This window comes from Bradyrhizobium sp. Ai1a-2 (genome assembly GCF_000426245.1).
Classification (GTDB): domain Bacteria; phylum Pseudomonadota; class Alphaproteobacteria; order Rhizobiales; family Xanthobacteraceae; genus Bradyrhizobium.
Genome location: NZ_AUEZ01000041.1, coordinates 1 through 25,476, shown reverse-complemented (window position 1 = coordinate 25,476; position 25,476 = coordinate 1). Strand labels below are relative to the sequence as shown.

25 protein-coding genes are annotated in these 25,476 nt (G+C 62.6%); 14 read left to right on the top strand and 11 right to left on the bottom strand.

The genetic code is table 11. From position 1 onward, the window contains the following. Positions 1-83: 83 nt before the first annotated feature. From K288_RS0124410 to K288_RS0124400, 3 genes are all read left to right on the top strand, one after another. Positions 84-1,670, top strand: coding sequence for a B12-binding domain-containing radical SAM protein (locus K288_RS0124410; protein ID WP_027581924.1), 1,587 nt, complete (start codon positions 84-86; stop codon positions 1,668-1,670). A gap of 6 nt (positions 1,671-1,676) precedes the next feature. Next, complete coding sequence (eutC, locus tag K288_RS0124405) at positions 1,677-2,447, top strand: ethanolamine ammonia-lyase subunit EutC (protein ID WP_027581923.1); 771 nt, start codon at positions 1,677-1,679, stop codon at positions 2,445-2,447. A 299-nt stretch (positions 2,448-2,746) separates the two neighbouring features. After that, positions 2,747-5,134, top strand: a complete 2,388-nt coding sequence (locus K288_RS0124400) for an MMPL family transporter (protein WP_027581922.1) — start codon at positions 2,747-2,749, stop codon at positions 5,132-5,134. A 9-nt stretch (positions 5,135-5,143) separates the two neighbouring features. On the opposite strand, the gene K288_RS0124395 is transcribed toward K288_RS0124400, so the two are convergent. The 6 genes from K288_RS0124395 to K288_RS0124370 form a co-directional block, all read right to left on the bottom strand. Continuing rightward, entirely contained in the window at positions 5,144-5,968 is an 825-nt protein-coding gene (locus K288_RS0124395; RefSeq protein WP_027581921.1) for a phosphodiesterase, read from the bottom strand. Beyond that, entirely contained in the window at positions 5,965-6,789 is an 825-nt protein-coding gene (locus K288_RS0124390; RefSeq protein WP_027581920.1) for a phosphodiesterase, read from the bottom strand. Before K288_RS0124390 ends, K288_RS0124395 begins: the two co-directional genes overlap by 4 nt. A gap of 166 nt (positions 6,790-6,955) precedes the next feature. Beyond that, positions 6,956-8,236 carry an ABC transporter substrate-binding protein gene (locus K288_RS0124385; protein WP_027581919.1) on the bottom strand — a complete coding sequence of 427 codons (1,281 nt, stop codon included), beginning with the start codon at positions 8,234-8,236 and terminating at the stop codon, positions 6,956-6,958. A 29-nt stretch (positions 8,237-8,265) separates the two neighbouring features. Further along, complete coding sequence (locus K288_RS0124380) at positions 8,266-9,099, bottom strand: carbohydrate ABC transporter permease (RefSeq protein WP_027581918.1); 834 nt, start codon at positions 9,097-9,099, stop codon at positions 8,266-8,268. Beyond that, positions 9,096-10,037: a sugar ABC transporter permease gene (locus K288_RS0124375; protein WP_027581917.1), complete on the bottom strand. Its 942-nt coding sequence runs from the start codon at positions 10,035-10,037 to the stop codon at positions 9,096-9,098. Before K288_RS0124375 ends, K288_RS0124380 begins: the two co-directional genes overlap by 4 nt. Continuing rightward, complete coding sequence (locus tag K288_RS0124370; RefSeq protein ID WP_027581916.1) at positions 10,030-11,181, bottom strand: ABC transporter ATP-binding protein; 1,152 nt, start codon at positions 11,179-11,181, stop codon at positions 10,030-10,032. The genes K288_RS0124375 and K288_RS0124370 overlap by 8 nt, the downstream gene beginning before the upstream one ends. A 169-nt stretch (positions 11,182-11,350) precedes the next feature. On the opposite strand from K288_RS0124370, the gene K288_RS0124365 reads away from it, so the two are divergent. Together K288_RS0124365 and K288_RS0124360 are read left to right on the top strand one after the other, a co-directional pair. Beyond that, entirely contained in the window at positions 11,351-12,217 is an 867-nt protein-coding gene (locus K288_RS0124365) for a LysR family transcriptional regulator (protein ID WP_244443236.1), read from the top strand. Between the two features lie 25 nt (positions 12,218-12,242). Beyond that, on the top strand, positions 12,243-12,890 hold the full coding sequence (locus K288_RS0124360) for a DapH/DapD/GlmU-related protein (RefSeq protein WP_027581914.1): 648 nt from the start codon (positions 12,243-12,245) through the stop codon (positions 12,888-12,890). An 85-nt stretch (positions 12,891-12,975) separates the two neighbouring features. On the opposite strand, the gene K288_RS0124355 is transcribed toward K288_RS0124360, so the two are convergent. Further along, on the bottom strand, positions 12,976-13,479 hold the full coding sequence (locus K288_RS0124355; RefSeq protein WP_027581913.1) for a hypothetical protein: 504 nt from the start codon (positions 13,477-13,479) through the stop codon (positions 12,976-12,978). Positions 13,480-13,908: 429 nt separating this feature from the next. Here K288_RS0124355 and K288_RS0124345 point away from each other — a divergent pair, with 429 nt between their 5' ends. The 7 genes from K288_RS0124345 to K288_RS0124315 all read left to right on the top strand — a co-directional run bounded on the left by K288_RS0124345 (position 13,909) and on the right by K288_RS0124315 (position 20,702). Continuing rightward, a complete protein-coding gene (locus K288_RS0124345) occupies positions 13,909-14,148 on the top strand; it encodes a cysteine rich repeat-containing protein (RefSeq protein WP_027581912.1) in 240 nt (79 codons plus the stop codon). A gap of 197 nt (positions 14,149-14,345) precedes the next feature. Beyond that, complete coding sequence (gene hpnC / locus K288_RS0124340; RefSeq protein ID WP_027581911.1) at positions 14,346-15,224, top strand: squalene synthase HpnC; 879 nt, start codon at positions 14,346-14,348, stop codon at positions 15,222-15,224. After that, the gene (gene hpnD / locus K288_RS0124335; RefSeq protein WP_027581910.1) at positions 15,221-16,060 is read left to right on the top strand and encodes a presqualene diphosphate synthase HpnD; all 840 of its coding nucleotides are present in this window, start codon (positions 15,221-15,223) and stop codon (positions 16,058-16,060) included. Before hpnC ends, hpnD begins: the two co-directional genes overlap by 4 nt. A gap of 6 nt (positions 16,061-16,066) precedes the next feature. Further along, positions 16,067-17,326, top strand: a complete 1,260-nt coding sequence (gene hpnE, locus K288_RS0124330; protein WP_027581909.1) for a hydroxysqualene dehydroxylase HpnE — start codon at positions 16,067-16,069, stop codon at positions 17,324-17,326. Positions 17,327-17,379: 53 nt separating this feature from the next. After that, the gene (gene shc, locus K288_RS0124325) at positions 17,380-19,341 is read left to right on the top strand and encodes a squalene--hopene cyclase (protein ID WP_027581908.1); all 1,962 of its coding nucleotides are present in this window, start codon (positions 17,380-17,382) and stop codon (positions 19,339-19,341) included. Beyond that, positions 19,338-20,090, top strand: coding sequence for a phosphorylase (locus K288_RS0124320; RefSeq protein ID WP_027581907.1), 753 nt, complete (start codon positions 19,338-19,340; stop codon positions 20,088-20,090). The genes shc and K288_RS0124320 overlap by 4 nt, the downstream gene beginning before the upstream one ends. Before the next feature lie 321 nt (positions 20,091-20,411). After that, entirely contained in the window at positions 20,412-20,702 is a 291-nt protein-coding gene (locus K288_RS0124315) for a hypothetical protein (RefSeq protein WP_152535652.1), read from the top strand. Here the strand turns inward: K288_RS0124315 and K288_RS0124310 are convergent, their stop codons facing one another. Together K288_RS0124310 and K288_RS52600 are read right to left on the bottom strand one after the other, a co-directional pair. Further along, the gene (locus tag K288_RS0124310) at positions 20,703-21,299 is read right to left on the bottom strand and encodes a hypothetical protein (RefSeq protein ID WP_051334695.1); all 597 of its coding nucleotides are present in this window, start codon (positions 21,297-21,299) and stop codon (positions 20,703-20,705) included. Between the two features lie 235 nt (positions 21,300-21,534). Next, positions 21,535-21,795 (bottom strand): hypothetical protein, encoded by a 261-nt coding sequence (locus tag K288_RS52600; RefSeq protein ID WP_152535651.1) that lies wholly within the window; start codon positions 21,793-21,795, stop codon positions 21,535-21,537. Positions 21,796-21,847: 52 nt separating this feature from the next. Here K288_RS52600 and K288_RS0124305 point away from each other — a divergent pair, with 52 nt between their 5' ends. Then, positions 21,848-22,579, top strand: a complete 732-nt coding sequence (locus tag K288_RS0124305; RefSeq protein WP_027581904.1) for a hypothetical protein — start codon at positions 21,848-21,850, stop codon at positions 22,577-22,579. A gap of 267 nt (positions 22,580-22,846) precedes the next feature. On the opposite strand, the gene hpnH is transcribed toward K288_RS0124305, so the two are convergent. Both hpnH and ispH read right to left on the bottom strand, forming a co-directional pair. Beyond that, positions 22,847-24,007, bottom strand: a complete 1,161-nt coding sequence (gene hpnH / locus K288_RS0124300; RefSeq protein ID WP_027581903.1) for an adenosyl-hopene transferase HpnH — start codon at positions 24,005-24,007, stop codon at positions 22,847-22,849. 39 nt (positions 24,008-24,046) lie between these two features. Next, complete coding sequence (gene ispH, locus K288_RS0124295; RefSeq protein WP_027581902.1) at positions 24,047-24,973, bottom strand: 4-hydroxy-3-methylbut-2-enyl diphosphate reductase; 927 nt, start codon at positions 24,971-24,973, stop codon at positions 24,047-24,049. Between the two features lie 220 nt (positions 24,974-25,193). Between ispH and K288_RS46415 the strand changes: the two genes are divergently transcribed. Beyond that, positions 25,194-25,476 (top strand): transposase (locus K288_RS46415; RefSeq protein WP_160168997.1); only part of this gene is annotated, 283 nt, incomplete at its 3' end.

Here is a 25,476-nt window from a genome sequence, read left to right as displayed (position 1 = left end):
ACCGCCACAATCTTGAAGAATTTCTGGCCCAGCGTTCAATGCCGTGCTTACATTTGGTTTAGGCTCGTCTTAAGGAAGTTTTGATGAGAGCTGAGGGCATCGAGACGGCACGACGCATCCTCTGCGTCTTCCCGCGCTACACATCGGCGTTCGGTACGTTCGAATACGCCTATCCCTTGACCGACGGCGTCAAGGCCTTCATGCCGCCGCAGGGGCTCTTGCTGATCGCCGCCTATCTGCCGGAGAACTGGCAGGTCCGCTTCATCGACGAGAACATCCGTCCCGCCGGCAACGCAGATTTCGAGTGGGCGGAGGCGGTCTTCGTCAGTGGCATGCACATCCAGCGCCACCACATGAACGACATCTGCCGTCGTGCGCATGCCTTCGATCTTGCCGTCGCCCTTGGCGGCCCGTCGGTCAGCGCCTGCCCGGACTACTATCCGTCCTTCGACTATCTTCACGTCGGTGAGCTCGGCGACGCCACCAATGAGCTGATTGCGCGGCTTGCGCGCGACACGTCGCGTCCCGCCGAGCAGGTGGTCCTGAAGACCATGGACCGTGTGCCGATGACGGAGTTTCCGATCCCGGCCTATGAGCTTGCGGAGACGAAACGCTATTTCCTCGGCAGCATCCAGTTCTCCAGCGGCTGCCCCTATCAGTGCGAGTTCTGCGACATCCCCGGCCTCTACGGCCGCAACCCGCGCCTGAAGACGCCGCAGCAGATCATCGCCGAGCTCGAGCGGCTGCGAGAATGCGGCATGACCGACACGGTCTATTTCGTCGATGACAATTTCATCGGCAACCGCAAGGCGGCGCTGGATCTGTTGCCGCATCTGATCGAGTGGCAGAAGAAGACCGGCTACGTCGTGCGGCTGGCCTGCGAGGCGACGCTGAACATCGCCAAGCGGCCCGAGATCCTCGAGAAGATGCGCGAAGCCTACTTCGTCACCATCTTCTGCGGCATCGAGACGCCCGATCCCGACGCGCTGAAGGCGATGCACAAGGACCACAATATGATGGTCCCGATTCTGGAAGGCGTACAGACCATCAATTCCTACGGCATGGAAGTCGTCTCCGGCATCATCATGGGCTTGGACACCGATAAGCCCGAGACCGGGGACGCGCTGCTCGCTTTCGTCGATGAATCCAGGATTCCGCTATTGACGATCAACCTGCTGCAGGCGCTGCCGAAGACGCCGCTCTGGGACCGGCTCGAGCGCGAAGGGCGCCTCGTCGACGACGACGGTCGCGACTCCAACGTCGAGTTCCTCTTGCCCTACGATGAGGTCATCAATTCGTGGAAGCGGTGCATGGAGGTGGCCTACGAGCCTGAAAAGTTGTTCGCGCGTTACGAGCACCAATGCGACTACACCTACGCCAACCGCGTGAAGGTGCCGATGATCCCCGAAAAGAAGAGCTGGGCCAATATCAGGCGCGGGCTGATCATGTTGCGCAACATCTTCTGGCAGGTCGGCGTGCTCGGCGACTACAAGCGGACATTCTGGAAGTTCGCGCTCGGGCGGCTTCGCCGCGGCGACATCGAGGGATTGATCGCATCTTCGATGATCGCGCATCACCTGATCACGTTCGCGCGTGCGGCTTCGAGCGGCCAGCAGAATGCGTCGAACTATTCGATCCGGCTGCGCGAAGCTTCGGTGCCTGCCGAGTAGCCGGAAATGAAGCCGCCGGCGCCGCCGCCCCTTTCGCTGACCCGCTTGCGGGAATTGACGCCGGCGCGTGTCGGGCTCGGCCGTTCCGGCGCCAGCCTGCCGACCGAGGCGCTGCTGCACTTCACGCTCGACCATGCCCGTGCTCGCGACGCCGTTCATGCTGCCTTCGATCTTGAGGCCCTGATTGCGGGATTGAACGACCTCGGCGTCCAGCCGCTCCAGGTGTCGAGCCAGGCGCGGCATCGGCGCGACTATCTCAGGCGTCCCGATCTCGGACGCATGCTCGATCCCGAATCGCGACGCTCACTGGAAAGCCACGGCGGCACGTCCAGCCAACTGGCCCTTGTGATCGGCGACGGCCTGTCACCGACCGCGGTCAATGTCCATGCGGTCGAACTGCTTCGCCATTTGCTGCCGCAGCTTGCGGCCGGCCGGATCGATGTCGGTGCGGCTGTCATCGCTTCGGGCGCGCGTGTTGCGCTGGGCGACGAGATCGGCGCGCTTCTCAACGCGCGCATGGTCCTGCTGCTGATCGGCGAGCGGCCCGGCCTGTCCGCGCCCGACAGCCTCGGCGCTTACCTGACCTTCGCGCCGCGGATCGGCCGCACGGACGCAGAACGAAACTGCATCTCCAACATTCATCGCGCGGGCCTCACTTACGAGGAGGCTGCCTGCCGAATCGCGTGGCTGGTCCACGAAGGACTGAGCCGCGAGATCACCGGTGTTGCGTTGAAGGACGAGAGCGGAGGCATTCCGCCGCAGTTGGGTGCGCCCTGAGCTCATGATCCGCGAAAAGATCACGTTCGAACAAAGGGATGAGAGCGGGATTGCGTCAGTCCGATCCGCTCCTGCCCCCTGTGACAAATCAGATACTTAATGGCTATTTTTGTACCGCACACGCCGATTTGACCTCTCCCTCGTGCTTGCGAGGCGGGGGAGGGGCCTGTAAAACCGGCGGCGGTCAATACTTCCGTGTTTTCAAAGGCTAGTGCCGATTGGAAGTGGCCGCAGAGCGTTGTTCACGCCCGTAAAACCCAAGCTAGACAATTCGCGCCGATTTCAGAACTGGACAGGGCATGCTCGAAAAGAATTCCGAAAGTCAGGTCCACGTCGGAAAGGTCGAGGAGCCGCCGCAGGGACCCAGCATCGCTTTCGGGCTGGAACGCATCGGGCTGATCGCGGTCAAGGCGCCGGTCGTCTCGCTGATCGTGCTGATCGCGCTGATGATCGCGGCCGTGTTCGGCATCCAGCGGATCAAGATCGATGATTCGCTCTCCCAACTGTTCCGCTCCAACACCAAGGACTACAAGCAGTATGAGGAGGTGACGAAGCGCTTCCCGGCGACCGAGTTCGACGTGCTGGTCGTGGTCGAGGGCAAGACGCTGCTGGCGCGCGACAACCTCGAGAAATTGCGCGACATGGTCACCGACCTGCAACTGGTCGACGGCGTGCGCGGCCTGGTCTCGCTGTTCTCGGCGCGGCAGGCGCCGGAGCCCGGCAAATTGCCGGCGGCGCTATTCCCCAACGAACTGCCGGAAGGCGCGGCCTTCGACAAGTTCGTCGAGACGGTGAAATCCAACGAGATCATTCGCGGCAAGCTGTTGTCGGAGGACGGCACGCTGGCGCTGGTCGTGCTGTCGCTCGATCCCGAAGTGGTCTCAAGCAATAAGCTGAGCACCGCGGTCGGCGATATCCGCAAGGTGATGGCCGACGACCTCTCCGGCAGCGGCCTCGACGCCCAGCTTTCCGGCGTGCCGGTGATGCAGCTCGAGATCCGCAACGCGGTCGAGCGCGACGGATTGACCTACAACGTCCTCGGCATCCTTGCCGGCTGCATCATCGCGATCATCTTCTTCCGCAAGATCTCCTTCATGGTGGTGGCGGCATTCCCGCCGATGATCGCGATCCTGCTCGCGCTCGGCGGTCTCGGCTGGGCCAACTTCAATCTCAACATGTTCCTGAACGTGATGACGCCGCTCATCATGGTGATCAGCTTCTCCGACTCGATGCAGCTCACCTTCGCGGCGCGCGACCGGCTGATCGCGGGGCAGGACAAATTGAGCGCCTTCACCAATGCCGTCCGGGTGGTGGGGCCGGCCTGCGTGCTGACGCATGCCACCGCCGGCATTTCCTTCATCGCGCTGCAGTTCTCCGATTCCGACCTGATCCGGAAATTCGGCGAGGCGGGGCTTGCCGCCACCATCATCGCGCTGCTCGCGGTGCTGTCGCTGGTGCCGGTGTTCGGCGTGCTGTTCGTGCGCAACGAGCGGATCTTCGCGGTCAAGTTCCAGAGCGCGGATGCTGGCGTGCAGGCGCTGCGCAATTTCTGCTACTGGATCGCGGTACGCATGGTCAGCCGGCCCGGGCTGTTCAGCCTGATCGCGCTGATCTTCGTCGGCGGGCTCGGCATCATCTATGCCAATCTTGAGCCGCGCTATCGGCTTGCCGACCAGGTGCCGGACAAGCGGCAGGCGGTCGAGGCCAGCAATCGGCTTGACGCCAAGCTGACCGGCGCCAATCCGATCGACGTGCTGATCGAATTCCCGAAGGGCGCTTCACTCTATTCGGCCGAGACCTTGAAGGTGATCGCTGAGGTTCACTCCACGGTCGAAGGCGCGGCCGGCGTCGGCAATGTCTGGTCGCTGGAAACGCTGCGTCGCTGGCTTGCCGAGAAGGCTGGTACAACCGACGTGGCGACGCTGAAGGAATATGTCAGCGTCATCCCCGAACATCTGGTGCGGCGCTTTATCTCCGCTAACCAGGATGCCGTGGTGGTGTCCGGCCGCGTGCCCGATCTCGATTCAAGCGAGATCCTGCCGGTGGTCGACAAGCTCGATCACGCGCTGGACAAGGTGCGCGCCGAGCATCCCGGCTACGAGATCGCGGTCACCGGCCTGTCCGCGATCGCCGCGCGCAACAGCGCCAGCATGATCGAAAAGCTCAACCACGGGCTGACGATCGAGTTCGCCCTGGTCGCGATCTTCATCGGGCTCGCCTTCCGCTCCGTCGTCGTGATGTTCTCCTGCATCCTGCCCGGCATCTTCCCGGTGGTGCTGTCGGGCACGGTGTTGTGGCTGCTCGGCGAAGGCCTGCAATTTGCGAGCGTCGTGGCGCTGACGGTATCGTTCGGCCTCGGCCTCTCGGCGACCATCCACTTCCTCAACCGCCTGAGGCTCGAGCGCAAGCCCGGCATCAGCGCCGCGCTCGCGGTGGAGCGCGCGACGGTGCTGGTCGGACCTGCATTGATCCTGACCACGGTGGTGCTGGCCTGCGGGTTGGTGGTGACCGTGTTCTCCGACCTGCCGTCGCTGCGCCTGTTCGGCTGGCTCTCCGCCTTCTCGATGATCGCAGCCCTCGTCGCCGATCTCTTCATCCTCCGGCCGACCGCGATGTTCCTGATCAACCTGTCGGAAAAATTGCGGGGCAGGGCGACACCGCCGCCTCAAGCCAAGGCGGCGGAGTAGGCGCCCTGGTTAACCCAGCGCGCCGTTCACCGCGGCCTGGTCGTGCAGCGAGAAGCGCGGGCCGGCATACATGAAAGAGCACTGATGGATCACGATCTGTCCGCCGCTCACCGTCACATGCGAATAGTCCGGCGCTTCGTGCGAGCCGGGAATGTGGCCCTCGGTCTTGAGGTCGAACGCGACCTGATGCGCGAGTGCGCGCTGGATATGGAAGGGGATGCCGTTCCAGAGCCCTGCGATCGGCCGATGCAGATGGCCCATGAACAGGTAATCCGGCCGGCGCGTGCGCGCGATCACCGCCCATTCGGCGTCTGGATTGGCGAGCCGGATGGTGTCCATGTAGCGCAGGCCGGTGTCGAATGGCGGATGATGTTGGAACAGCAGCAGCGGGCGGTCCGTTGGCGCTGAGGTCAGTGCGTGCTCGAGGAAGGCGAGCCGGCGCTCGCAGAGCAGGCCCTCGTGGTTCGGAGCCGCCTCGTTCAATGTGTCGAGGGTAACGATGGTCGCGGCGTCGAACAACTGCATGGATTGCACGAAACCGCAGGCGTCGCTGATGACGCCCGGAAAATATCGGCCGAAGGTATCGCGGCGGTCGTGATTGCCCATCATCAGGATGGTCGGCGCGTTCAGGCGCGCCAGCACGTCGGCAAGATGTTCGTAAGCCGCGTCCTCGCCCCAATGGGCGAGGTCGCCGGTGACGATGACGAAGGCGATATCGGGATGGTCACGGTTGATGCAGGCGATCGCGGTGGCGAGCCGCTCGGCCGGATCGAGGCCGTAGATCTTGCGGCCGCGGGCGACGAAATGGGTGTCGGTCAGGACGACAAATTTCATCGGATCATGGTCTCCCGGTTCCAGGCCTGATAGTCGGGCGAACCTTCGATGCGGATCGGACCAATGTAACCGAATTCGACCATGTGTACCGTGACGTAGTCCTCGCCGAAGAACACGACGCCGTAGGCTTCAGGCAGATCCGACGCGCTCAGGAGTTTTGTCTCCGAGAACAGTGGATAGCTCGCATGGTTGGTGCCGCGCAGCGAGGAGACGGGAACGCCGGCCACCGATCCCGCCAGCGGCAGGTGGCAATGGCCGAAAAAGATATGCCGGATCTGCTCGCGATGCCGCGCCACCAGTTGCCGGAAGGCGGCGTCGTCGAGCAGGCGGATCTGATCGAGCGGAGCGATGTGCACCGGCATCGGGTTGTGATGCATGAACAGCAGGAACGGCCCGTCATGCTCGGCGAGTTGTGCTGCAAGCCATCCGAGCCGTTCGTCGCAATAGCGGCCGGCGTGCGTTTCGGGTTGCGCGGTGTCGAGGAACAGGCAGCGCGCTGCGGGCAGATCATGGACACCCTGCACGAAACCGCCTTCGCCGGTGAGTTCGGGAAACACGCTGAGGAAGTTGGCGCGGCTGTCGTGGTTGCCGATGCACAGTCGCACCGGGATCGGGAACGATTCAAGGCGTTGCTTCAGCCATTGATAGTCGTCGCGGTCGCCCCAATCCGAGAGGTCGCCGGTGATCACCATCAGTTCGGCGTCATGATGATCCCTGAGGATGTGGGTCAGCGCGCGTTCAAAGTTCTTCCGCGGATCGCGGCCGCCGATGGTCGCACCCGGCGCTGTCAAATGGATATCGCTCATATGGATGAGTTTCATGGGGACGCTCCGCAAATGAGCTGCAGGGCGCATGATACGCCCCGCAGCGGGTTTCGAAAGGCGTTAGAGCGTTTTCTAGCGAAGTGGATACCGGTTCGCGTGAAGAAAACGCGTCAAAACAAGAATCTAGAGCTTCGGTTCTGATTCAATCAGAACCGAAAATGCTCTAGCGCGCCGCGCCTGATGTCTTCGGCAGCAGCTTCTGCACGTCGGCCGTCATATCGGCGAGCACGGCATCGGGCTCCTTGGAGCGCGCGCCGCTGACGATCGAGTTCATATGGTCCTTGATCACGTCGGTGATCTTCAACCCGTTGTCGCCGGGGAAGGCGTACCACTTGGTGAGCAGCGCCATCTGGCTCACCGCGGTATAGTTGTTCGGGTTCCTGGTGTAGAAGTCCTTCAGGTAGACTTCGTTGGCGACCTTGTTGGCCGGCATGTAACCGGTGGTCTCGGCCATGATCGCCGCGCCCTTCGGCCCGGCCCAGAACTTTACCACGTCCCAGGCCGCATCGCGCTTCGCCTTGTCCTTTGACAGGATCATCACGACATTGCCGCCCGCCGGCAGGCGGCCGTTCGGCGACACGACGTCGGGGAAAGTGTGGGTCTTCAATTCGAACTTGCCGCCGATCATCTGCGTGACCTTGTTCAGATCGGAGGTCGAGGTGATGTGGAAGCCTGTCTTGCCGGCGGCGAAGGCCGCGCGCATCGCGGGCTGGTCGAGGTTCGGCATGCCGCCTTCATTGACGAGGCGGGCGAGCATCCGGATCCCGAACTGCCCTTCGGGACCGTTGAAGGCGACTTTCGTTTCATCCGCATTGAGCATGGTGCCGCCGCGCGCGAACACCGGCGCCTGCCACAGCCAGTTGCCGGTGATGTCCCACACGTAAGTCACGCCGTTGATGTCAGGGCCGAGCGCCTTGATCTTCTTCGCCTGCGCGATCAGTTCGTCCCAGGTCTTCGGCAGGTTGTTCGGATCGCCGCCGGCCTGCTTCAAGAGGTCGAGATTGACATAAACAATCGGCAGCGAGATCGCGAAGGGCAGGGCGTAGATCTTGCCGCTGGCGGTGCCGATGTCGAACATCGCCTGGTGGAAGCCCTGGCGGTCGAAATCCTTCTCGGCGGCGATGTAATCGTCGAGCTGGGCCGGGATGTTCTTGTCTACGAGCACGCGGATGCGGTTCAGGCCCTGGAAGGTGACGTCCGGCATCTGGTTCGTCACTGCTTCGCGCAGCACCTTCTGGGTGCCGTCCTCATAGGACTCGTAAGGCGCGCGCAGCGTGATCTTGATGTCCGGCCGTTCCTTGGCGAACTCTTCAGCGATGCGCTTGTGGGTCTCGGTGAACAGTTCCGGATATGGATATTGCAGCACGATCTCGGTCTGCGTTTGTGCCAGCGACGCGCTGGCGGCAAGCGACAGCACGGCTCCGGCGATCCACGATTTCAGCATAGGACAGGCTCCCTGTTTGAGGTGACGCGTTACTTGATTCCGGTCAGAGTGATGCCTTCGATGAAGCGGCGTTGCGCGAGCAGGAAGGCGATCAGGAGCGGCGCGATGATCACCATCGCCGCCGCCATCAGCGGGCCGTAATTGGTGCCGGCCTCGTTGTTGCGGAAATGCGCCACCGCCAGCGGCGGCGTGCGCAACTGCTCGCTGTTGAGCACGATCAGCGGCCAGAAATAATCGTTCCAGTGCGCGACCACGGAGAAGATGCCGAATGCGGTGACCGCGGGAATGGCGGCGGGCAGCATCACCCGCCAGACGATGCCGAACTCGGAGATGCCGTCCATGCGCGCCGCGTCCACGAGATCATCGGGGACCGACTTGAAGAACTGGCGCATCAGGAAAATGCCGAATACAGAGATGGTGAAGGGCAGCACGAGCGCTGCGTAGCTGTCGAGCAGGCCGAGCTTGTGCAGCAGCAGGAATACCGGGATCGCGGTGGCCTGCGGCGGGATCAGGATTCCGAACAGCACCAGCGCGAACAGCGTGTCGCGGCCGAGGAAGCGCAGCTTCGCCAGCGCATAGGCGGCGGGCAGCGAGATCAGCACCTGCAGCACGAAGATCGAGACGGTGACGATCACGCCGTTGAGCAGGAAGCGCCAGAGATTGGCCTTGGCAAAAGCGATCTTCAGATTGTCCCACAACGCGAAATGATGCGGGATCAGATGCAGCTCGCTGGAGAACACCTCCTCCGGCGGCTTCGACGCGGTCGAGATCATCCAGATGAACGGAGCCAGCAGCACCAGGGCGCCTGCGATCAGCAGGATGTGGCGGACGGCGGGCCAGAGCATCGTGCGAAGAGTGTTCATGCGGTTTGCACGCCGCGATCGGCGAGCCTCGCTTTGATCAATGTGAGCAGGAGGACGAACACCAGAAATACGACCGTCAGCGCGGCGCCGTAGCCCGAGCGGAAGAACTCGAATCCCTCGGTGTACATGGTGTGGATCAGCACCTCGGAGGATTTCGACGGCCCGCCCTTGGTGAGGATGTGCACGGTGTCGAACACCTGGAACGAGCGGATGCCGCTGATCACGATGACGAAGGTCGTCACGGGCGCTAGCATCGGCCAGGTCACCAGGCGAAACCGTGCCCAGGCGCTCGCGGCGCCGTCGATCTCGGCGGCCTCGTAGAGCTGCTTGGGGATCGACACGAGGCCGGCGAGGAACAGCACCATGTTGAAGCCGACCGCCTGCCAGATGCCGATCGCGCAGAGCGCATAGAGCGCGGTGCTGCGGTCCTGCAGCCAGCTGAAGGCCGGCAACCCGGCGCCGCGCAACAGCCCGTTCACCAGGCCGAACTGCGGATGCAGCATGAATTCCCAGACCACAGCCATCGCGATCAGCGTCGCCATGACAGGCAGGAAGTAGATGGTGCGGTAGAGGCCGCGCAGGCTGGCGCCGCTTTCGATCAGGAGCGCGATGGCCAGGCCGAGCGTCACCGCGCCGGGCACCACGATCACGACATAGGTCAGCGTGTTGCGCAGCGAGATCCAGAATACCCGGTCGGCGAACATGTCCTGGTAGTTGGCAAGGCCGATCCAGGAGAACGCGGGCGCACCGAGCTGATAGTCGGTGAAGGAGAGCGCGATCACGCTCGCGAGCGGGCCGAGCAGCATGAGCAGCATCAGCGTGAACGCCGGCGCGACCAGGCCGTAGGCCGTCAGCGCCCGCTGGTCGCGTTTTCGCAGGCTTGCGCGTGCAGCCGGCGCGGCGACCGCGGCGGTGTCGATGGTTGCGGCGTCAGACAATGGCCCGCTCCCGCACGCGCTCGGCATGCTCGATCTCGACCTCGATCCGCTTGCCCTCGGCATTGAAGGCGCGCACCGCATCCATTGCGAAGCCGAACGAGACCGGGGTTGCGATCGGCGGCAGCCGCCTCGGGTCGTCGATGCGCGCCACAAGGCGCACGTCGCTACCGTTGACGCCGAGATGCAGGAACGCTTCCGAGCCCATGTTCTCGGCGTGAACGACGTGGCCGGCGAACGGCCCGCTGCCGAGCTCGATCCGCTCCGGACGCACGCCGATGCGGCAGGCGCCAGGTGCGGCAGAACTCGTCAGCCGCAGCGCAACGCCGAGCGCCTCGATGCGGCCGCCCTCGCGGATGCGCCCGGGCAGGACGTTGATCTTCGGGCTGCCGACGAATTCGGCAACACGTATGTCGCGCGGGTTGTCGTAGATGTCGGTGGGCGTGCCGACCTGCACCAGCTCGCCGTCGATCATCACGGCGATCCGGCTCGACATCGTCATCGCCTCGGCCTGGTCATGGGTGACGTAGACAAAGGTCGCGTTCAGCCGGCGGTGCAGTTGCGCGAGCTCGGCGCGCATATGGACGCGCAGCTTGGCGTCGAGATTGGACAGCGGCTCGTCGAACAGGAAGGCCACCGGCTGGCGCACGATGGCGCGTCCGACCGCGATGCGTTGCCGCTGTCCGCCCGACAGTTGCGCCGGCTTGCGGCCAAGCAAATGCGCGATTTCGAGCTGCTCGGCGACCTTTGCCACGTCGTCGCGGATGCCGCGTTCCTTGCGGCGTCGGCTCGGCAGCAGCGCGCCGACGAGCGGCAGGCGCTCGATCGCCGAGAGGCGCCGCATGCGCAAGGGCACTGCGATATTGTCGAACGCGCTCAGGTGCGGATAGAGCGCGTAGGACTGGAACACCATCGCGAGGTTGCGCGCGCTCGGCCTGATACCGTCGGCGGCGATACCGTCGATGCTGACTTCGCCGGCGCTCTGCGGCTCGAGGCCCGCGATCACGCGCAGCAGCGTTGATTTGCCGCAGCCGGAAGGACCGACCAGCGAGATGAACTCGCCATTCTCGATCCTGAGGTCGACGCCCCTCAGGATCTCCGTGCCATCGAACGATTTCCTGATGGCGCTGAGTTCGATCGTTGCCATGTTGCCCCGTGCATCAAGCCGTGTCGTTGGTGCACAGGGTTACGGAGGAGGTCTGACAGTCACATAACGTTCAAAAGCCTTTCTTAGGCTGAACGCAGGCTTTGCTTTGATGGCCAAGCGGTGTCGCGGCAACCAGGGGTAACCGACATTGGCTTTGACGTGGTCCCGCGTGCGAGCGGTGAACGCGGTGTTCGAGAGTGGAACGTTTGCGGGCGCGGCGCGGCGGCTCGGTGTGTCGCAGCCGGCTGTGGCGCAACTCGTACGCGATCTCGAAGCCGAATTCGACGTTGCGCTGTTCGATCGCCATGGGCAGACGCTGGTGGCCACACCGCTGTGCCGCAGGCTCTACGCGACGACGCAGCGAGTCCAGGCGATCGAGGCGGATGCGCTTGCGATCCTGGAGCAGCGCGACGAAGTGTCTGGCGGTGAATTGCGGATCGGCCTTGGCAACGCGATGCCGGGCATGTCGCTGATCGCGACGTTCCGGAAGCTGTTTCCGAAGATCCAGGTCAATGTCGAGATCGGCAGCTGGTCGGCCATCGTCGGCGCCGTGGTCGATCAGCGTGTCGACGTCGGCGTGCTTCCCGAAGTTCCCGAGGGCAACCGTTTTCGCCGCGAGGCCTGCGTGCAGCAGCGTGTGGTGGCGATCTGCCATCCCGGCCACGCGCTGAGCCGTCAGGCGCGGGTATCGGTTGCCGATCTCGTGCAATATCCGCTGGTGTTTCGCGACCGCGATTCATCGGCGCAGCGCGCGCTCGACAAGGCGTTTCGCGCCGCCAATCTGCAGCCGACGCCGGCGCTTGTCGTGAACACACGCGAGGGCATGCTGGAGGCGGTTGCGCACCGGCTTGGCGTCGGCTTCATCTGGGAGTACGGCTCGAGCCGCGTCGATCGCATCGCGAAAGTGGCGATCACGGAAATGGATGTGGGCTCGCCGGAATATATCTTCTCGCTCGCCGGCAAGCGCGGCAAGCTGGTCGAACTGTTCTATCACACGCGCGGCATGTCATCGCCCGGCGATGGCATGATGTCCTGACCGCGCCGTCTCAAGGAAACATCAGATGAACGAAGCGCTTCGTCCGCGCCCGAAGATCGCCGAGACCGTCATCGAGCCGACGGTCAAGCTGCGCGAGAGCACGATCGGCAAGAGCTGCGAGATACTCGGCGATACCTCCGTCGAGTATTCGCAGCTCGGCGATTTCTCCTATCTCGGCCCTGGCTGCATGGTCGGGGATGCAGAGATCGGCCGGTTCTGCGCGATCGCTGCGCAGGTCCGCATCGGCGCACCGAACCATCCGATCGACCGTCCGTCGCTGCACCGTTTCACCTACTGCCCCGAATATTACTCTGAGACGGCCGAACGTGATCGCACGTTCTTTGCCGAGCGGCGGGGCGATCGGGTGGTGATCGGCAACGATGTGTGGATCGGACACGCTGCCATCGTCCTGCCCGGTGTCAGGGTGGGGGATGGCGCGGTGCTGGCGGCGGGCGCCGTGGTGACGCGCGACGTGGCGCCTTACACCATCGTCGGCGGCGTGCCGGCTCGCCAGATCCGCGAGCGGTTCAATCGCAAGATCGCGGCACAGCTTGCGCGGATCGCCTGGTGGGATTGGCCGTTCGAAACCATCATGGCGCGCCTGGGCGAGTTCCAGTCGACGGATATCGAGGCCTTCTGTGCGCGCTGGGACGGTGCTGCGTCGGCTGAGTAGGTGCGGGGACACCGCCCCGCGATCGCAGTGTCGCAGCCCGGGTTACGCTGTCGCTTCACCCGGGCCACAGAATTCGCGGACCCTATCAGCCCTTCGTCAGGGTGATGTTGACGCCGCGGATCTCACCCTTGGAGTCGATCTGCACGACCTGCCTGTTGCCGTGGGCGCGCAGGTTCAGCGTGGCGGCGAATCCGGACGCCTCGACGAACACCTCGATCTGGCCGCCGCCCGCGGTACCCTGCAGGTTGCCGAAGATGTTGCGGCTCCTCTCGCTCCAGTTGCCGGAGATGCGCTCACCCTGGCTCGTCACGTCGCTGGAGAGGTCGAACTTGTAGCTGTCGCTGGCGCAATTCAGGCTCTGCTTCAGGCCAAGCCCGGTGGCGTTGACCTTGTAGCTGGCCTTGCAGCGGATCCGTTCGGTGGTGCCGTTGGAGAGCGCAACGGTGCCCGAACCGCTCCACGATCCGTCAAAACCGGCGAATGGTCCCGATGATTGGGCGTTGCCCGCGCTGACCGACAACATGACCACCGCGCCAATGCCGGCCGCGGTGATCGCGCGACCGAACAAGCCCAAACCAAACCGCTTCATTGTGAGTTTTCCCATCAAAAATAGACGACCTTCTTCAAGATACGCCTCGCCGCATCGAACACTTAGTGCTGATCGCGATCCCACAGGTTCAAACGACCCACCCAGCCTGTCATAGCCGGCAGAGTCGCAGAAAACACGTCATTTTTGCCCGACAGAATCAAGAAGCATGTCACTTCGTGTCTGTCCATCCGTTATCGGCATCTACGCTGCAACAGTCTGTAGCGAACCGTGATCGAAAGGAATTTCTTGGTTTTTCAACTGATTAGATAGCGCTTTACAACGCCGCAAATTTGGCCGCATTTAGCAGCGCTTGTCCTTTCTTCGTCGCTTTGCTACGCGGCGGCGCAAATCCCAATAAATCCGTGCCGGGTCCTGCCGAAATGCAACTTCCGGAACAGGATTTTTTGCTGTCGAAAATGAAGGAATACGATGCGTAAAGTTCTATTGGCCCTCGCGCTGCTGTCGATCCCGCTTTCATCCGGAGCCTTCGCCCAGCAGCAATCGCGCAGCGGCACGCCGCAGGAACAGAAGGCCTGCACCCGCGACGTTCAGAAGCACTGCCGCGCGGTGATCGATCAGGGCGACTTCACCATCCTCGCGTGCCTGAAGGAGAACCGCAGCAAGATCAGCGCGGCCTGCGACCAGGTATTGAAGACCCACGGGCAGTAACGCCGCATTTTGCACGCGAAAAATTGCCGCAAAGAGAGCCTGTGCCCACTGTGTGATATTGGGCACAGGAGCCGCACACATTGCCCATACAGCATTGGTTTTGGTCGCGTATTCCCCTATATGGGGCACGCAATCCACCGCATGCGCACAACGTCTGGCGCATGCCCCTTAGCCAGGGCGAATGTGGCCGGTTCCTGATGACAAGCGCGAGCGAACTGCGATCCGGGAAGACCCACCGCGACGAGAATTTTCCAGTCGCGTCGTGGATCATTCATCCGCGTCATCGCGCCCTGATCCTTTCCTTCTATAATTTCGTCCGCACCGCCGACGACATCGCCGACCATGCAACGTTGCCGGCGGACGAAAAGCTTCGCTATCTCGATCTGCTCGAGAAGGAGCTGCTGGGCGAGGGAGACACCCAAAAGGAAGCCGTCAATCTGCGCCGCGCACTCGCCGAGCGTGCGATGCCACCACGCCACGCGCTCGACGTGCTGACCGCGTTCCGCATGGACGTGACAAAACTGCGCTACGAGAACTGGGACGAGGTGATCCATTACTGCCGCTACTCGGCGATGCCGGTCGGCCGCTTCATGCTCGATGTCCACGGCGAGAGCACGTCCACCTGGACCGCGTCGGACGCGCTGTGCGCGGGCTTGCAGATCAACAATCACCTGCAGGATTGTGCCAAGGACTACAAGAATCTCAACCGCATCTACCTCCCGCGCGATGCGCTGGCCGCATCCGGCGCCACCGTCGAGATGCTCGGGGAGCCGAAGTCGCCGCCGCCGCTGCTGCGATGCCTGCAGGCGCTGGCGGTGCGCACCGAGGCGCTGCTTGCCGAAAGCAAATCGCTCGCCGCCGAAGTGAAGGATTTGCGATTGGGCGTGGAGATATCGGTGATCCAGGCATTCGCCGACAAGATCGTGAACATGCTGAAGGTGCGCGATCCGCTCAGCGAGCGCGTGCATCTCAGTCCGCTCGAAATGCTCGGCCACAGCCTTGGCGGCGCTGTCGGCGAGTTGGCCCGCCGCGCCGTTGGGCGCCGGCCCGTGTCAAAAACGGCGGCCGGCGCATGAGCGTTGAGACGGCGGCGGCCAACGCAGATTATGACACCACCGCGTCCGGCAGTTCGTTCTACGCCGCGATGCGGATTCTGCCGCGCGCGCAGCGCGAGGCGATGTTCCAGATCTACAGTTTTTGCCGTCAGGTCGACGACATCGCCGATTCCCACGGCCCGCGCGACGAGCGGCTGGCAGCGCTGCAACAATGGCGTGACGACATCGATGCCCTGTACCAGGGCAATCCGCCGCCGCGGCTCAAGGATTATGTCGCCTCGGTCAAGTCCTTCGGCCTGAAGCGTGAGGATTTTCTTGCCATCGTCGACGGCATGGAGATGGACGTGCCGCAGGACATCCGCGCGCCCGACATGACGACGCTCGATCTCTATTGCGATCGCGTGGCGAGCGCGGTCGGCCGGCTCTCGGTGCGGGTGTTCGGCCTGCCCGAGGACGACGGCATCCTGCTCGCGCATCATCTTGGCCGCGCGCTGCAGCTCACCAACATCCTGCGCGACGTCGACGAGGACGCCGGTCTCGGACGGCTCTATCTGCCGCGCGAGATGCTGTTGCATGCCGGTATTACGTCCAACGATCCCCAGCGGGTGATCGCCGAACGCAACTTGCCGCGAGTGTGCCTGCCGCTCGCCGAACGGGCGAAAAAGCATTTCGAGAAGGCGGATGAGATCATGAAGCGTAACTCGCGCCGCGCGGTCCGCGCGCCGCGGATCATGTCGAAGTACTATGGCGCAATTCTCGACCTCCTGATTGCCCGCGGCTTTGCCGCGCCGCGCGGGCCCGTTCACGTCAGCAAAATGCAAAAGATCGGCATCCTTCTTCGTTACGCGTTCATCTGAGATCTGATGCAAAAGACCGTTCATATCATCGGCGCCGGTATTTCCGGCCTCTCAGCGGCCGTTCGCCTTTCCAACGCGAATTACACGGTGCACGTCCACGAGGCGACGCAGCAGGCCGGCGGCCGCTGCCGTTCTTATTTCGATGCCGCGACCAATCTCACCATCGACAACGGCAATCACCTGTTGCTGTCCGGCAATCGCCATGCGCTGGCCTATGCAAAATCGATCGGCACCGAGGCTGGGCTGGTCGGGCCGGAACGCGCGAAATTTCCCTTTGTCGATCTTGCAAGCGGCAAGCGCTGGGAACTCGATCTCGGCTCGTCCCGCTTGCCGCTCTGGGTATTCGACGAAGCGCGCCGCGTGCCCGATACGAGCTTGCGCGACTACCTTGCGCTGGCGCCGCTGGCCTGGGCCGGGACCGACAAGCGGGTCGGCGATACCATCGCATGCAAGGGCACACTGTACGATCGTCTGGTGCAGCCGCTGTTGCTCGCCGCGCTCAATGTCGATCCGCCCGAGGGCTCGGCGGGACTGGCCGGAGCGATCGTACGCGAGACCCTGCTTGCCGGCGGCGAGTCCTGCCGGCCGCTGATCGCGCGCGACGGTTTGAGCTCGGTCTTGATCGAACCGGCGGTGAAGCTGCTGCAGGAGAGGGGTTCGAGCGTGCGGTTCAGCCATGAACTGCGGCAGTTCGGCACGGTGTCCGATCATGTCAGCGAGCTGAAATTCGGCGACGACATGATCGATCTTGCGCCCAGTGACGCCGTGGTGCTCGCAGTCCCGCCGCGCGCAGCGGCATCGCTGGTGCCAGGCCTGAAGATCCCCACCAAATTCCGCGCCATCGTGAACGCGCATTTCCGCTTCGATCCGCCGCCCAATGCTGCGCCGATCCTCGGCGTGATCGGTGGCCTCGTGGAATGGTTGTTCGCGTTCCCGCAGCGGCTTTCGGTCACGATCAGCAATGGCGATCGTCTCGTCGATATGCCGCGCGAGGAACTGGCGCAGGCGATCTGGCGCGATGTCTGCAAGGCCGCCGGCGTTGGTGGCGATTTGCCGCCTCCATTGCCCCCTTGGCAGATCGTGCGCGAGCGACGTGCCACATTCGAGGCCACGCCGGAACAGCACGCTCTGCGGCCCGGCGCAGTGACCGCCTACAAAAACCTGTTTCTCGCCGGCGATTGGACTGATACGGGACTGCCGGCAACGATCGAGGGATCGGTGCGATCTGGTGACCGCGCTGCCGATCTGGTCCTGGCAAGGCACTGACACACGCCGCGCATGCGGCAGCATGAGCTAAGAGTAAGGAGTAATCGAGCAAAATGGATTCCGTCAGCGATACCGCCGCCGTCGATCCGGTCGCACTGGAGAAGAGCATCTCCACGGCGACCGAGGCGCTGCTCGGCCATCGGCAATCCGACGGACATTGGGTGTTCGAACTCGAAGCCGACAGCACGATCCCGGCGGAATATGTGTTGCTGTGCCACTATCTCGGCGAGCCCGTCGACAGCGTGCTGGAAGCAAAGATCGCCAACTACCTCCGCCGCGTGCAGGGTGCCCATGGCGGCTGGCCGCTGGTGCATGACGGTCCGTTCGACATGAGCGCGAGCGTGAAGGCCTATTTCGCGCTCAAGATGATCGGCGATTCCGTCGACGCGCCGCATATGGTGAAAGCGCGCGAGGCGATCCGTTCGCGCGGCGGAGCGGCGGCGAGCAACGTCTTCACGCGCTTCCTGCTGGCGCTGTTTGGCGTCGTGACCTGGCGTGCGACGCCGGTGCTGCCGGTCGAGATCATGCTGCTGCCGCTGTGGTCGCCGTTCCACATCAACAAGATCTCCTACTGGGCGCGCACCACGATGGTGCCGCTGATGGTGTTGGCCGCGCTGAAGCCGCGGGCGAAGAACCCGAAGGGCGTCGGCGTCGACGAGCTGTTCCTGCAGGACCCCAAGTCCGTCTGCATGCCTTCGAAGGCGCCGCATCAGAGCTGGGGCTGGTTCCTGCTGTTCCGCGGGCTCGACAGCGTGCTGCGCGTGGTTGAGCCGCTCTTCACGAAGAGCTTGCGCCAGCGTGCGATCGATGCCGCGCTCACCTTCATCGAAGAGCGGTTGAACGGCGAGGACGGCATGGGCGCGATCTATCCGCCGATGGCCAACATCGTGATGATGTATGACGCGCTCGGCAAGGATGAGACTTATCCGCCGCGTGCCCTCACGCGGCGCGGCCTCGAGAAGCTTTTGGTGATTCGCGAGCACGAGGCCTATTGCCAGCCCTGCGTATCGCCGGTGTGGGACACCGCGCTGACGTGCCATGCGCTGCAGGAGGCCGGCGGCGAGGAGACCCTTGCCAAGGCCAAACAGGGGCTCGATTGGCTGAAGCCGCGCCAGGTGCTCGATTTCAAGGGCGACTGGGCGGTGAAGGCGCCCAACGTGCGGCCGGGCGGCTGGGCGTTCCAGTACAACAACGATCATTATCCCGACCTCGACGATACCGCTGTTGTCGTCATGACGATGGACCGGGAGCGGCGTCATAGCGGTACGAAGGAGTACGACTCGGCGATTGACCGCGCCCGCGAATGGATCGAGGGCATGCAGAGTCGCGACGGCGGCTGGGCCGCCTTCGACGTCAACAACCTCGAATATTATCTCAACAACATCCCGTTCTCCGACCACGGCGCGCTGCTCGATCCGCCGACCGAGGACGTCACCGCGCGCTGCGTCTCGATGCTGGCGCAGCTCGGTGAGACCGAAAAGTCCAGCAAGGCGGTCGCCGACGGCATTGCCTATCTGCGCCGCACCCAGCTTGCCGAAGGTTCCTGGTACGGCCGCTGGGGGCTGAACTTCGTCTACGGCACCTGGTCGGTGCTTTGCGCGCTCAACGCCGCAGGCGTCGACCATCAGGACCCTATGATTCGGAAAGCGGTGGACTGGCTGGCCTCGATCCAGAATCAGGACGGCGGCTGGGGCGAGGACGCCGTCAGCTACCGGCTCGATTATCGGGGCTATGAGGCCGCGCCTTCGACTTCCTCGCAAACGGCATGGGCCTTGCTTGCCTTGATGGCGGCAGGAGAGGTCGAAAATCCCGCAGTCCGCCGGGGGGTGGAGTACCTAAAAAGCACACAGAGCGAAAAAGGACTCTGGGAGGAGCAGCGTTACACGGCTACAGGCTTTCCGCGTGTGTTTTACTTGCGTTATCATGGTTACTCCAAGTTCTTCCCGCTCTGGGCGCTAGCGCGGTATCGGAATTTGCGAAACACGAACAGCAGGGTGGTAGGGGTCGGAATGTGAATCTGGGGGCGGGGGCCGCCGCGACTGTGGGGAAAATGCTGGATCCGCGGCCGGTCTTGATTGTGACGGGATTAGTGCAAGAGGCTCGCATTGCAGCTGGGCCGGGCATGATCGTCATTTGTAGTTCCAGCGACCCGCAGCAGCTTCGCGCGCTATTGGCGACGCTCGATTCGTCGTCGTTCCGCGGCGTGATCTCGTTCGGCGTGGCCGGCGGGCTCGATCCCGCGTTGCGATCGGGCGACGTCGTGGTGGCGACGGAGGTGCTCTCCGGCGACACCCGATTCCTGGCCGATATGGCCTTGAACGAGGAGATGGTTGCCAGCGCCACATTAAGGCGCCGCAAGATCGTCAGGGCCGGGCTTGCCGGCGTCGAACAGGTGATTGCGGCCAGGGCCTGCAAGGCGGCGCTGCGCTCGGAAACCGGTGCCTCCGCCGTCGACATGGAGAGCCACATCGCTGCGGCCTACGCGAGCAAGGCGGGCATACCGTTCGCTGCGCTCCGGGTGATCAGCGATCCCGCCCACCGCGCGCTGCCGGAATTGGCGAAGACCGCGGTCAAGCCGAACGGCGACATCGACCTGCGCAAGGTGCTGCGCGGCGTGGCCCGCAATCCGCTGACGCTGCGCTCGCTGGTCTCGACCGGAATCGACTTCAATCGAGCGCTGCGCTCCTTGCGCGGCTGCCGTGGCTTCCTGCTGGGCGGCGAGAGCCTCGTCCCCGTGGAGCCGATGATTCGCTCGGCGGCGTAGCCGCTGGGGCCGTAGCCCGGGTGAAGCGTTAGCGTAACCCGGGCCGCTCGCATGGCCGATACAGGTGTCCCTGGTTGCGCTTCGCCTCACCCGGGCTACGGAACTGTTTCCGACCTCAGTGGAATGAGCATTGCCGATCGAAGACTGGTGATGGTCGCACGCACCCAAGTCGGAATGGTTACTTTCGGAGATTGAAGAGGGCCTAATCCCGCGCCGAGGGGGTACTGGCCGAAATAGGTCACTCGCTTTTTTGAAATAGGCCACTGGCAAATACAACCGGGAACCCCATTTACGGACTCCACCAGAATGGAGGTAGGGAATATGTCCCGAGTTACTGAGGCTGAAGTTGCTGAGGCGGCCATTAAGGTTCTTACTGATCGATTTACTGGTCGTGCGACCATTAAAGAGTTGGTTGAAGAAATTCCGAATTACCTAACGCTGTCTGCTGAGGACCTTGCGCCGTCACCGACTAGACCGGGTGAAGCGCTGTGGGAACAGCAGGTCCGCAACATCACCTCGCATAAAGCTTCGCCCGGAAACGCAATCTATGAAGGCAAGCTTGTCGCCATACCCGGCGGCTTGGCGCTGCCGGGTCGCGAGGTTGCCGCCTAGCTAGGCGAACTTCGCCTTGTAGCCGGGCTTGAACCACTTCAATTCGGTTCGGCCCGGAGCATCTTTATCCCAAACAAACCACGCATAGGCCGTTGTTCCGCTCCCTTTCGGCTCAACGCCGCTTGGGTAAAACGTGATGCGTTCGCTAAAAACCCAGACGCGCGCGGGCGGTATTTTGGTGAATATTGTGTTCGCTCTATTCGCGCCCTCAAGGAAGGCAAGCCGCAACAGCAAAGCGAACTTTCGGTTAGAGTGCTTGACGCCGCTTGCGATGAACCCCTCGGCGCAGTTGTACGGCGGGTTCGTTACGATGTTGTCGGCTGACCATTTCGGTTCAAGAAAATCAAAGCCGATTTCTCCGTAGCCGCGATCATACAAGTCAGAGCTGCGAACCGGCTGTCCGGTTTGCTCTAATACGCGGGACATGGTCCCATCCCCGCACGCGCTCTCCCAAATCTCGCCGTTGAATTTTTCGTTGTCGATCAGCGCGAACGTGGCCCATGGGGGTGTAGGGAAAAAATCGGGCCCGCTGAGATCAGCGAACCTTTTCATTGTCGGCTTAAAGCCGCCGTTCAAGTTGTAAGTTGGATCTGCCATCCGAATCTCCTCGGATGGCAGAGTAACAGAATCATTGATTCCGCAAGGCTTTTTCGTGAGTCATTATGACTCACCCTGCTTCCCTTCCTGGAGTCGGGTGATGTCTGGCCTGAACAGGAGCGTAAGCTTTGGCTTCAACTGTTAGAGGGCAGCTTCAAGCTGATCTACAAGGACGCACCAATCCCGCCACCACCGGTGACGCTGAATATTGAAAGGCAAATGGCCTCCCGCCGCGTCAGGATTGAGAGACCAAAGTTAGTTGTGGCGTTTTCCGGAGTGCATTGGCAAATAGGTTCAAGAGTGATTCGCCAGACCAAATCGAAGTAGCTTTGGCGAGGACTTCAAAAGTCCCTTCAACGCTATCTTCCAATACGACAAAGACGCCACCATCACCACCAAGGTCGTCAAGAGCCTGGTCTTCAAAGGTGACGCGGGAAATCTCAGTGAGCCACAGTCTTTTGTGGTTGTCGATTGCAACAGATAGGTCTTCATCCATGGCTTTGTCTCCTGCGCTTCATCCCTCGGTCCGCGAACGTCGCGAACCGCGCATGTCGGCTGCGGCTTTGGCCGAATATTTGATCCTGCGCCCGGATGGGCAACAGAACATCTTGCATGACAGCAAGTATTCCCGTCCGCCCATTGTGACCGCCAATGGCGAAGCTATGAGGGCGCTCCGAGCGTACAACCAAGACCCTCGACGTTCGCAGGACACTCTGCTTCGGGTTAAGGACGCGTTAACCACAAAATCCGAGGCGGCCGATATCACGCCAAAGCAGCGAGATGAAGCCCTGCGCTGCCTCGAAATCATCGATTTGTTTGAGCGGAACGAAAACGCGCTTGGCATGCGCTCTATGGCTCTCAGTGAGGCACCAACCTTCGAGGCCATTGAGATTGAAAGCGTCATGATCTCAATCCGTCCCGACTTCATTGTTGGTGGTGGGGCACCGAACCGCGTCGGTGCGGGCATTCTGAGGGTGGCGAAAGCGCCCGATCCGGCTGGTGGCAAGAGGCCGGAAACCCGGGAGCGTCGGGGCGAAATTCGGCGCGAAATGGCGCGCTATATGGTGGCGATGCAGCAGCTTTTGTTGGAAGCCCAGAAGGGTGCATTGGGAGTTTCGGACCGCGATCTTTGCTTCGTTGCGGACGTGCGGCTCGGTGAGAGGATTGGGCCGGCCGCAGACCATGCCGTCCGCCTCCGCGACATCCGGGGCGCGTGCAGGCAAATTGCCGGGCTGTGGGAAGCCGTAACTCCTAAGCCAAGCCTGTTCAAAAAGCCGTAGCGATCCGCGCCGGACTAGGCGTTTCCGCCTGGTCCAACGGAGGCATGAACAGAGCTTGGCGCTTTTTGCCACAGCGAAATTCAACTCAGGCCACGGGGGTTAAAACAGGCCAGTGCCGTCGACCTATGTCGGCCAGTGCCCGGATCGCAGGCATCCCGGGTTGCGCTTCGCTCCACCCGGGCTACGGACAGAGCAGCTACGAACAAAACAAAAGGCCCGACCGTCATCGACGGTCGGGCCTTTTGCTGATTCGGCGTTGCTCGCGCCTTACGCGGCGGTCGAGGCTTTCTGTGCGGCCTTCTGCTCGGCGGCCAGCGCTTCGTCGCGGCGGATCTCGGAGAGCTTCTTCTGGACCTGCTCCGAGAAGATGTACTGCGCCGGGCGCTGCTTCGAGAGGTCGATCTCGGGTGCCATCGGACCCTTGGTGCGGATACCGCGCATCGACACCCACATGGCCTTCAGCGGGTTGTTGAGCGCCGCGATCGCGGCGGTCGGCTCGTAGCCGCAATGCGCCATGCAGTCGGCGCACTTCTCGTACTTGCCGGTGCCGTAGGAATCCCAGTCCGTGGTGTCCATCAGCTCCTTGAAGGTCTTGGCGTAGCCTTCGCCGAGCAGATAGCAGGGCTTCTGCCAGCCGAAGATGTTGCGCGCCGGCATACCCCACGGCGTGCACTCATATTCCTGGTTGCCGGCCAGGAAGTCGAGGAACAGGCCGGAATGCATGAAATTCCACTTCTTGCCCTTGCCGAGCGCAAAGACGTCGCGGAACAGCTTCTTGGTCTTGGTGCGGTTGAGGAAGTGCTCCTGGTCGGGCGCGCGCTCATAGGCGTAGCCCGGCGACATCGAGACGCCGACACCGAGTTCGGTGGTGAGGTCGAGGAATTTTGCGATTTCCTCCGCCGGATGGCCGTCGAAGATGGTGGCATTGACGTTGACCGTGAAGCCGCGCGCCTTGGCCGCCTTGATCGCGGAGACCGCGCGGTCGAACACGCCCTTCTGAGACACGGCCTTGTCGTGATGCTCCTTCAGCCCATCGAGATGTACCGAGAAGAACAAATAGGGCGACGGCTCGAACAGATCGAGCTTCTTTTCCAGAAGCAGCGCGTTGGTGCAGAGCGAGACGAACTTCTTGCGCGCCACCAGGCCGCGGACGATCTCGCCGATCTCCTTGTGGATCAGCGGCTCGCCGCCGGGGATCGCGACCATCGGCGCGCCGCACTCATCGGCCGCGTCCCAGCATTCCTGCGCGGTCATACGGCGGTTGAGGATCGCGTCCGGATAGTCGATCTTGCCGCAGCCCACGCAGGCGAGATTGCAGCGAAACAGCGGCTCAAGCATCAGCACGAGCGGATAGCGCTTGCGGCCCAGCAGCTTCTGCTTGAGCAGATAGCCGCCGATGCGCATTTCCTTGAAGAAGGGTATTGCCATTACAAGCTTTCTCTCTCGACTCTCACGACGAAGTTTTGATCAGCCCGCGGTCAGTTCGGCCGGCAGGCGGAATTCGATGTTCTCCTCCCGGCCCGACAGGACCGACACCTCGACCGGTCCGATGCGCCGTAACGCCTCGATCACGTCGTCGACCAGCACCTCGGGCGCCGAGGCACCCGCCGTGATGCCGACGGTCTTTGCATTGTTCAGCCATTCTGGGTTGAGTTCGCTGCCATCGGCAATGAGATAACTGGCGACGCCCGCCTCGGTGCCGATTTCACGCAACCGATTGGAATTGGAACTGTTGGCGGCCCCCACCACCAGGATGACATCCACCAATTTGCTTAGATCCCTTACCGCAGACTGGCGGTTCTGTGTGGCATAGCAGATATCCCGGATGTCAGGACCTTGAATATCTGTAAACCGGGCCTGGAGCGCCAGAATTATGTCGCGTGTGTCATCTACGCTCAGGGTGGTCTGGGTGATGTAGGCGATCGGCGTATCGGCCGGCAGCGTCAGGGCGTTGACGTCCTCGACGCTCTGGACCAGCAGCACGGGGCCTGGAACCTGGCCCATGGTTCCCTCGACCTCGGGGTGGCCGGCATGCCCGATCAGGACCAGTGACCGGCCCTTGGACATATAGCGCTTGCCCTGGTTGTGGACCTTGGTGACCAGCGGGCAGGTGGCGTTGAGCACCGGCAGGCCGCGCGCGGCGGCCTCTTCCTCGACGCTGCGCGCCACGCCATGGGCGCTGAACACGGTCACCGCGTTCGACGGGACCTCGGAAAGGTCCTCGACGAAGATCGCGCCCTTGTTTTTCAGGCTTTCGACGACGTATTTGTTATGTACGATCTCATGTCGCACATAGACCGGCGGCCCGTATTTCTGAAGCGCACGCTCGACGATCTCAATGGCGCGCACCACGCCGGCACAAAAGCCGCGCGGCTGCGCTAGAAAAACCTCCATAGGACGTCCGTTAAGCAAATTGCACCAATCCGATCCGAAAACCCGGGCGGCCGGACGTCCTGCAGCCGGCATCTTGTGCCTGCTGCAATATCCGCACCACCGGTTCCTGCACCTAAGCCCACCCCCAAGCGCACGGAAGAAGAGCGCTTTGTGTCAAAAAATGAGCGTCTAGGAGCCTGTCCGAGTAGTCCCTGTTCAATTGGGTGGGAGTCTGATTTTATTGGCGGCGATGAGCAAGTATTTTCGCCTCTGGAAGATTGATCAGCCGCAGCTTCTGCCGCCCAGCGTGCAGGATTTCGTACCGAGGGACCACTTGTCACGGTTCATCGTGGAACTGGTGCGGGAGAGCCTCGACCTCACCGAGATTATCAGCAGCTACACGAGTGCACTCGGCCAGCCGCCGTTCGATCCGCGCCTGATGGTGGCGCTGCTGCTCAACGGCTATGCGAGCGGCATCTACTCCTCCCGGCGCATCGCCAAGGCGTGCATCGAGCGCGCCGACT